9 protein-coding genes are annotated in these 8,040 nt (G+C 54.3%); 4 read left to right on the top strand and 5 right to left on the bottom strand.

Going from position 1 to position 8,040, the window contains the following annotated elements; genetic code table 11:
• The 5 genes from KB557_RS07335 to hpf all read right to left on the bottom strand — a co-directional run.
• Positions 1-805: glycosyltransferase family 4 protein (locus KB557_RS07335; RefSeq protein WP_255132791.1), on the bottom strand; the 805-nt coding region annotated here is incomplete at its 3' end.
• Positions 806-835: 30 nt separating this feature from the next.
• On the bottom strand, positions 836-2,227 hold the full coding sequence (locus KB557_RS07330; RefSeq protein WP_255132789.1) for an MFS transporter: 1,392 nt from the start codon (positions 2,225-2,227) through the stop codon (positions 836-838).
• A gap of 26 nt (positions 2,228-2,253) precedes the next feature.
• Positions 2,254-3,042 carry a DNA repair protein RecO gene (locus tag KB557_RS07325; protein ID WP_399218810.1) on the bottom strand — a complete coding sequence of 263 codons (789 nt, stop codon included), beginning with the start codon at positions 3,040-3,042 and terminating at the stop codon, positions 2,254-2,256.
• 13 nt (positions 3,043-3,055) lie between these two features.
• Positions 3,056-3,736 carry a deoxyribose-phosphate aldolase gene (gene deoC, locus KB557_RS07320; RefSeq protein WP_255132787.1) on the bottom strand — a complete coding sequence of 227 codons (681 nt, stop codon included), beginning with the start codon at positions 3,734-3,736 and terminating at the stop codon, positions 3,056-3,058.
• Positions 3,737-3,740: 4 nt separating this feature from the next.
• Positions 3,741-4,328, bottom strand: coding sequence for a ribosome hibernation-promoting factor, HPF/YfiA family (gene hpf, locus KB557_RS07315; RefSeq protein WP_255132785.1), 588 nt, complete (start codon positions 4,326-4,328; stop codon positions 3,741-3,743).
• Positions 4,329-4,368: 40 nt separating this feature from the next.
• Here hpf and lipB point away from each other — a divergent pair, with 40 nt between their 5' ends.
• From lipB to KB557_RS07295, 4 genes are all read left to right on the top strand, one after another.
• The gene (gene lipB, locus KB557_RS07310; protein ID WP_255132793.1) at positions 4,369-5,127 is read left to right on the top strand and encodes a lipoyl(octanoyl) transferase LipB; all 759 of its coding nucleotides are present in this window, start codon (positions 4,369-4,371) and stop codon (positions 5,125-5,127) included.
• A complete protein-coding gene (locus KB557_RS07305; RefSeq protein WP_255132783.1) occupies positions 5,096-7,045 on the top strand; it encodes an AMP-binding protein in 1,950 nt (649 codons plus the stop codon). Before lipB ends, KB557_RS07305 begins: the two co-directional genes overlap by 32 nt.
• Positions 7,046-7,074: 29 nt before the next feature.
• Positions 7,075-7,515, top strand: coding sequence for a YlqD family protein (locus KB557_RS07300; protein ID WP_255132781.1), 441 nt, complete (start codon positions 7,075-7,077; stop codon positions 7,513-7,515).
• 43 nt (positions 7,516-7,558) lie between these two features.
• Positions 7,559-8,040: biotin/lipoyl-containing protein (locus KB557_RS07295; RefSeq protein WP_255132779.1), on the top strand; the 482-nt coding region annotated here is incomplete at its 3' end.

The following is an 8,040-nucleotide window of genomic DNA, read 5'->3' as shown; positions in this document are numbered from 1 at the left end:
GCCTGATCGCTTGATCTGCTTCATAACCCCACCAGATCACATCATCGTTGCTGTAGTTGGCTTGCAGCGCTTGGCGCAATGGTCCATCACCAACCACCACAAGAACGCAGCCGGGCAGTTGCACTAATTTCCAGGCGCGTAGCAAAGCCTCTACATTTTTTTCTGTTGCCAATCTGCCCATGTATAGAAATACACGTTTTCCGCTAAAGCGTTCGCTCAATTGGGAAGCACCAGGACGCCAAATATTTGGATCCACACCATTTGGGATTACAGCCAAAGTATTTTTTGCAACTCCTAGCCGAATTAATAGTTCTGCCTGCAGCTCTGAAAAAACCACCACCCGATCAAATTTTGCCAGGGAAGAGGCATAAAGCTGATAAGTAAGTTGCTGGCCGCCGGCAGTGATATTGCGTAGCCCTGCATCAAATGGAGGATGGAAAGTTGCAACTAAGGGAACCCCTAATTGTTGGCAAAGTTCAGGTAAACGAAAATCAAGTGGCGAGAGAGTTAGGCTGGCGTGCACTAGATCCGGTTGAAATCTTTCTAGGGATTCCCTTAATTCTCGACTCGCTCGCGGCGATGGAATCGTATACATCTGAGATTTCATCAAATAAGGCAGGGCCACCTCCGGTTCAAGGTTGCCGCTGCTTTCTTGATCGGGTTCTGCTCGATCAAATCGTTCGGGGGTATCGAAATGGATAAAGCTGATGCCATGGCCCCGTTCCTTAAGTGCCTCGGTAACGGCCAGGCCATAGGAAACATTCCCGCAGAAGGGGGATTTTTTGCCAAGCCAGGCAATACGCATTCAGCGGCAATTTGGATGCAAGCTTGAAAATTAGCAGCGGCTGTTGGTTTTGATGTTCCAGGGGCGCTCCAGCAGTACCCCGGCAAACAAGATCAGAGCTAACAACAAAAGCACTGGCCTTAGCCCCACACTGCTCACTAAAGCCCCCGCGAGCACCATGGGCAGGCTGAGCGCAATATTTACGAGATTATTTTGTAAGCCAAAAACTTTGCCTCGCAGGTGCTCTGGTGTGTCTTCCTGGATGGTTGTTTGGGCTGGAATTCCCAGCAGGGCAGCTCCTAGGCCAAGCACTGAGCAGAGCAGCAAGGTGGGCCACAGTTGCGGCTGTATCTGGGCGAGCAGCACCAAGGAAAAGCCCATCGTGCCAAGGCCCACACTTGCCAGTAGGCGCCGGTGAAATCGATATCCCAATTGGGCAACGAGCAGGGCACCTAAGGCAAGCCCGAGGCCACTCATGGCGAGCAACACTCCGAACTTGGTGGGTCCGAGTTGCAGCACCCTTGATGCCAAGCTGATCGAAAGCACATAAAGAGCAGCTAAAAGGCTGTAAAGCACTACCAGGTGCAAAACTGCGCCGCGAACGTTGCTGCGTTCCGCCAAAAAGTTAAGCCCTTCTTTGATGTCGCCCCAGATGCTGTTGCCGGTGCTCTCGCGCAGTTGTTCATCGGGTTTTACAAAAAGCAAAATCAAAGCGGCTGCGCCGTAGGCAATCGGCACCAGCAGAAATTCCCCCCCCTGCACGCCAAATTGTTCGAAAAACTGATGCAGCAGTTGCAACACAGGTTCTCCAATGGCAAAACCAACAATTGTGGCCACCATCGTGGTAGCTGTGCACAAGGAATTAGCCGGTAGCAGTAAGGATCGATCCACCAATAAAGGGATGGCTGCTTGTTCAGCCGGAGCAAAGAATTGAGTGAAGCAAGATTCCAAAAAAGTGAGTGCCAGCAACCCCCAATAGCCCCAGCTCAAGCCCAACCAGCTCGGGCCGGGCAGCAGCATTAAGGGAACAGCAAGGGCCAGCAGAGCCCGTAGCCCGTTAGAGGCCACCATTACAGCTCGCTTGGGCCAGCGATCTGCCCATACCCCAGCAACACTGCCAAGCAAAATCGCCGGAAGCGTATTTGCTGCGTAGATACCGGTAGCTAAAAGCGTTATTAATTGCGCTTCATTTGCGCCTTGGCCAGCGGCGAGATTCGATCCGCTACTCATCCCCCGCTCTCGGATTAATTCCGCTGCACCAGCTAAGGGGCCAGTTTCAACACCAGTGCTCTGGGCCCAGGTTTGGGCAATCAGAAACACCATCAAGATGATCCAAAATTTATCTGCTAACTGCGAAAAAATTTGGCCAAGCCAAAGCAGCCGAAAATCCCGCAGAAGTAATACAGCTTCCAGTCCATTTGGTTTGTTTGCCTGCTCGCTCACCGGTTAATACGCCCTGCACCTTGCGGCTAATCCTGCCTCAGCAGGGCAAGAGAACGGGGGGTACGCCCCAAATGCTCACCACACCAAAAACCAAGCAAAGTTAAAAGTCTTTCCCACACAGGATCGGGCCCCATCAAATTGCCATCGGCGCGACGCGGCAACTGGGGCCGGAGCAACCTTTGCAGCAGCGCCAGCTCAGATGCATTCAGCAGCAGCACTGCCCCTGGTTGGGGGCCAATGCAAAAACCTTCAGCGGGAATAACGCTGCAACGCCAGCTCCAATTGCCCACAGGGGGCAGCAATTGCTCGCCACTGCGGCAATCACTTTGAAGCGGTAAGCCATAACCGCCCATTTGCATTATTTGCACCCCGCTTTGCACCGCTAGGGCAAGGGCTTCACTGCGCCGTTGTTCAGGGGCTGCAATAAGCAGTGCCTCCAATTGATCCAGGCGAAGCAATATCAAGTTGAGAAGCCCCTCCACCGGTTGCCCCAAGGGCACAAGCAATAGGCACAGCTCTAAAAGCCACTGCGCTGCGGCCAGGGTGTCGAGTTGTTGACCAAGGCGGCCATAACTATGAAAAATGCTGATCTGGCCAAGGCGATCGAGGCTGCGGCCCCGTTTCACCTGGCCCCGCAAATGGGTGAGGGGAGAAGCAGCAGCAAGGCTGCTGCTGGGTTTGCGTGCACCACTAGCGGCTAGCCGCACCAGGCCCTCCTCTGCGGAGAGCAAGGTGAGCAGCCGGTCTTGTTCCCCCAGTGCCATGGCTCGCAGGCAAAGACCGGTTACTTCACGCTCCCTGGCGGCGGCCATCATTGTTGCTCCCGTGTTATGCCCGTTGTTCTTTTGCAAGGGCCACTCCGCGGCTGGTGCCAAGCCGATCAGCGCCAGCCTGCACAAGGGCTATGGCTTGCTCAAGACTGCGAATGCCACCGGAGGCCTTCAGCTTGGCCTGACCCCTCGCCAGCAAATGAAGCTGTTCAATCAAGGCTGGTTCCACTGCGGGTCCGTAACCACTGCTGGATTTGAGATAACTAACCCCAGCATCCAAGGCAACTTCTACTAAGGCCTCCAGCTGCGGCTGGCTTAATTGATTTGCTTCAAGAATAAGTTTCACCTCTGGCCCCAATTCCACAATTGCAGCGATTTCGTCGTGGAGGGCGGTGAGTTCGCCATCCATTAACAAGGCAAAATCCGGCACTAAATCAAGTTCATCAGCTCCATTTTCGGTGGCAAGTTCTGCCTCTGCTCGTTTGATCGAAGCTGCTACAGCTCCAAATGGAAATCCCACCACACTTACCAGCTTGGTTTTATTTACGCCGCGATCGCCTAGCAAACGACGGGCCAAGGGCATCCAACGGGAAGCAAGACACACCCCAGCGAAGCCGTAGTGCAGGGCCTCTTGGCAGCAGAGTTCCACCGCCTGCTGGCCCGCACGGGGATCCAGCAGAGCGTGGTCTATTAATTGGGCAATATCCGCTGGTGCTGAGGGGGGAAATCTGCTGGACAATCGATTAGCTGCGGGCCTGGATTACACCGTATCCGCCGTGGTTGCGTTGATACACCACTTGCAGCTCCCCCGACTGCTTTTCACGAAATACATAAAAGTCGTGGTCGATCACTTCCAGTTGATGAATTGCGTCATCAAGGCTCATCGCAGGCATGGCGTAGTACTTATTACGCACAACAGGGGCAGGCAGCTGGGCGCTGCGACCGGCGGTTAGATCTCCCTGGAGATCACCTTGCAGATCACTGTTCAGATTGAGCTCAACATCTGCCGTTTGGGCAGTGTTTTTTTGGTGATGGTTATTGCGGCGATCTTTGTGGCGTTGAAGTTGGCGGGCCAGCTTATTTGCCACTAGATCAATGCTGGCGTATAGGTTTTCGCTGCGTTCTTGGGCCCTGATTACGGTGCCGGAAGCAAACAGTGTTACCTCAGCGGTTTGTTGTGGCACCCTTGGATTGCGGGCCACCGAAAGGTGCACATCGGCCTCCTGCACCAAACCATCGAAATGGCCCACGGCTCGGGAGAGTTTGTTTTCTGTGTAGTCCCTCAAGGCAGGGGTGAGCTCGAGATTGCGGCCGTGGATCAGAAGCTTCATGGATAGATCTCCTGGTGGGGCTGAGGGATGTGATCAATGTATGGAAGGAGCACCTAATCAGGTATCGCCGGATGCATTCCTTTGTGCTCTCTCAAGATTTGTGCCCCTAGAACAGGCTTGGAGCTGGCAGCAACGGTGGCAGCACTTATTAATTCGCAATCAAAATTCAAGCCGCCAGCCCAACCAGAGCCCCTGGCCGGAGCTGTTACTCCTGCTTGAGCACCCCCCCTGTTACACCCTCGGCCGCGGCGCCTCAGCAGAGTTTCTTGGTTTTGATCCCGCGAAGCCGCCAGAGCCCCTATGGCGCCTTGATCGCGGTGGGGAAGTAACCCATCACCTGCCTGGTCAATTGGTGGCATATCCGGTGCTTGATCTAAATCGACATCGCTGTGATCTGCATTGGTATCTGCGTTTATTAGAGGGGGCGGTGCTGGATCTTCTCGATGAATTGGGCCTTGAGGGTGAACGGCGCTCGGGGCTTACGGGGGTTTGGCTTGAGGGTAAAAAAGTTGCTGCTATTGGCGTTTCTGCCCGTCGCTGGGTTACTCAGCACGGGCTTGCCTTGAATGTGAATTGTGATTTGGCCGGTTTTGCTGCCATCAAACCCTGTGGCCTTGATCTGCCGGTGGCTGGGCTGCAGCAATGGTTGCCGGGCTGCACTGTTGCCCAGTTGCAGCAACCGCTAGCTAGGGCCCTGGCGCGGCGCTTGGGCTGGGATCGGCTCGATGCAATTAACGAGCAGAATCTGAACAACTTGAGTGAGCAAGATGAGCCAGGCCTGGGTGCGCTGGAGCGGTGATCGCAACGATGGGCGGGCTTTAGCGGCTCAACCTAACTATTCAGATCTGCAGGGAGTTGACGGTCTTTGGCCCAGGTTGGCCCAGCGCCATGGTGATTTGTTGGCCCTTGATCAGGCCCATGGTCCGGCGCCGGAAAGCTTGAGTTTTGAGCAGCTGCATCAACGCATCTCAACGGTGGCTGCAAGTTTTCAGCATCTAGGTGTTAAGGCGGCTGATGTAGTGGCCTTATTTGCAGAAAACGGCACCCGCTGGCTCGGGGTGGATCAGGGGCTAATGCGCCTCGGTGCAATAGCAGCTGTACGGGGCAGCCAGGCACCTGTAGCTGAGCTGGAATTCATCCTGGCTGACTGCCAAGCCACCGCCTTAGTGCTGGAGGATTCAGCCTTGCTAATGCCCTTGCTTGAAGCTGGCGCTCTAAGCAAGATCGCATTTGTGCTTTTGCTTTATGGCGATGCTCCAACCACCACTGGATTGCAACTACCAAATATTTACAGCTGGCTTGATTTCATTGGCCTAGCTGCAGGAGCCAGTTGCAATTCCCCCTTTGAAGCGGATTTAAACCGTGTTGCCACGGTGCTTTACACCTCTGGCACCACGGGACGCCCAAAAGGCGTTCCTCTGAGCCAAGCCAATTTGTTACATCAAATTTGTTGCCTTGGAGTGGCGGTTAGTCCTAAGCCGGGGGATCGAGTGTTGAGTGTTTTACCGATCTGGCATTCCTATGAACGCAGCGCTGGTTATTTCTTGTTGTCGTGTGGCTGCAGCCAGAGTTACACAAATTTGAGGCAATTTCGCAGTGATCTGCAAAGGGTTAAACCCCATTTCATGATCAGTGTGCCGCGCATATGGGAGGCAATTCACGGTGGCTTCTATGCAGCCCTTGAATCCATGGCGCCCATTAAGCGTTTGTTGCTTGTAAGTGCGCTTGCAATTTCAGAGGCAAACGTAAGCAGCTGGCGTTGTTGCTTGAATTTGGCGGATACACCCCAAAAGCTGCCGGCTCGCGCCAAGGGTTTCCTTATTGCTATTGCCACCTGGCCTGGGGCTTGTTTGGCGGCGTGGCTGTTGTGGCCTGCTGTGCGCCGTGGGCTTGTAGGCGGCAGTTTGATAATTGCAAATAGCGGCGGTGGCGCCTTAGCAAAACATTTAGATAGTTTTTTTTCCGCTATCGGCATTCAGCTCTTAGTGGGTTATGGCCTCACAGAAACCAGCCCAGTGCTCACCTGCCGTAGGCCATGGGCTAATCGCAGTGGTAGCGCCGGTAGGCCGCTACTTGGCACCGAGTTGCGCATTGTTAATGCCGATAGCAAGGAAATATTGGGGGAAAGGCCAATTTTGAATTGGGGTGAGAGAGGTTTGGTGTTGGCCCGTGGCCCCCAAGTGATGGCTGGCTATTTGAGGCGCCCAGATGCCACTGCGGCGGTGTTGGATCAAGAAGGTTGGTTTGATACAGGTGATTTGGGGTTTTTGCTATCAGACGCTTCTTTATTTCTTACAGGTAGAGCAAAAGACACGATTGTGCTTAGTTCAGGCGAAAACATTGAGCCGGCCCCTTTGGAAGCTGAACTTGCTTCATTTGGCTTTGTGGAACAGGTGATGCTTGTGGGACAAGATCGACGCCAATTGGGGGCGTTGATCGTGCCACGGGAGGAGGCGCTAAAGCTGTTTGCAAGCGAAGCCGGGGTGCTGGTTGATCAGCCGAATTTTGAACTGGCTCTCACGAAAGCCTTAACCCGTAGTTTCAATAAAAAGCTCGCGGCCCGCCGGGGTGCCAGGCCCGAGGAGCGTTTGGCTGGGGTGGCGTTGGTGCAACCGTTCAGCATTGAAAACGGTTTACTTACCCAAACCCTTAAGCAAAAACGCGATCGCATCGCTGATCGTGATGCGTCGGCGATTGACCAGATCTACGCAGGCTGAGAAGCTTGAGCGTCTGAAACTGCATATCAATGGCAAATCAGCTTTCGATCAAACGCAACATCACCATTCGGGCTGTAGTTACCCCTCGCTGGAAGGAGGAAGCCGAACGGGAAATCAGCCAGGCGATATCTACAACGGATCAGCAGCTGGCCCAGTTGGAGCAGGAGGGGCAAGAGGTGGTGAGTGAAATTCGCCGCCAAAGCGCTAATCCCCTTGATCCCCGCATCCAAGAACAAGTTGCTGGGGTGCAGCAACAGGTGGCCTCTAAGCGGGCTGAGCTGGAGGAGCAAAAACGCAACCTGCTGGATCAACAGGTGAATGTGCAAGGGCTTGAAATGGAGCAAATTGTTGATCAAGGTCAGCTGGAAAGCAGCTGCACCGTTGAAGTGGGCGACAATTTGGTTGAAAAACTGCAAGCCTCAATTGTGGTGCGCGATGGCATTGTTGAGGCCTTAAGCGAGGGTGCTTGAGCTGCGGCGATAGGATCCCTTAAACCCAGTGCTGAAGCAGCGGATGGCAACCTTCGAGATCTTCATGCCGGCCCTCAGTTCCACGATGACTGAGGGGAAGATCGTGGAATGGCTCAAGCAGCCGGGCGATCGGGTGGAAAGAGGGGAATCGGTGTTGGTGGTGGAATCGGATAAGGCCGACATGGATGTGGAATCTTTTGAGGCTGGTTTCCTTGGAGCGGTTTTGTTGCCAGCGGGCGGCACTGCTCCGGTGGGAGAAACCATCGGTTTGGTGGTGCAAACCCAAGCCGAAGTTTTGGAATTGCAAGCCAAAGGACCAACTTCTGCACCACCTGCAACCCCTGCGCCCATAGCAACTCCAACTCCAGCACCCGTTGCAACACCAGCGCCTGTTAGCAGCAATCGCGTTGTGGCTAGCCCCAGGGCCCGCAAGCTTGCCCAACAGCTTGGGGTGAAACTTGAAGGATTAATGGGTAGTGGTCCCCATGGCCGCTTGGTGGCAGCTGATGTGGAAAAAGCTGCTGG

Source organism: Synechococcus sp. Cruz CV12-2-Slac-r (assembly GCF_024346075.1).
Taxonomy (GTDB): Bacteria; Cyanobacteriota; Cyanobacteriia; order PCC-6307; family Cyanobiaceae; genus Synechococcus_D.
Note: the sequence above shows the minus strand (reverse complement) of the source record. Positions and strands in the feature narration are given on the sequence as shown.

Coding starts and splice junctions, on each gene's coding strand:
- KB557_RS07325 (WP_399218810.1), bottom strand. CDS start 3,042: ATGATGGCCGCCGCCAGGGAGCGTGAAGTAACCGGTCTTTGCCTGCGA.
- hpf (WP_255132785.1), bottom strand. CDS start 4,328: ATGAAGCTTCTGATCCACGGCCGCAATCTCGAGCTCACCCCTGCCTTG.
- lipB (WP_255132793.1), top strand. CDS start 4,369: ATGGAAGGAGCACCTAATCAGGTATCGCCGGATGCATTCCTTTGTGCT.
- KB557_RS07305 (WP_255132783.1), top strand. CDS start 5,096: ATGAGCCAGGCCTGGGTGCGCTGGAGCGGTGATCGCAACGATGGGCGG.
- KB557_RS07300 (WP_255132781.1), top strand. CDS start 7,075: ATGGCAAATCAGCTTTCGATCAAACGCAACATCACCATTCGGGCTGTA.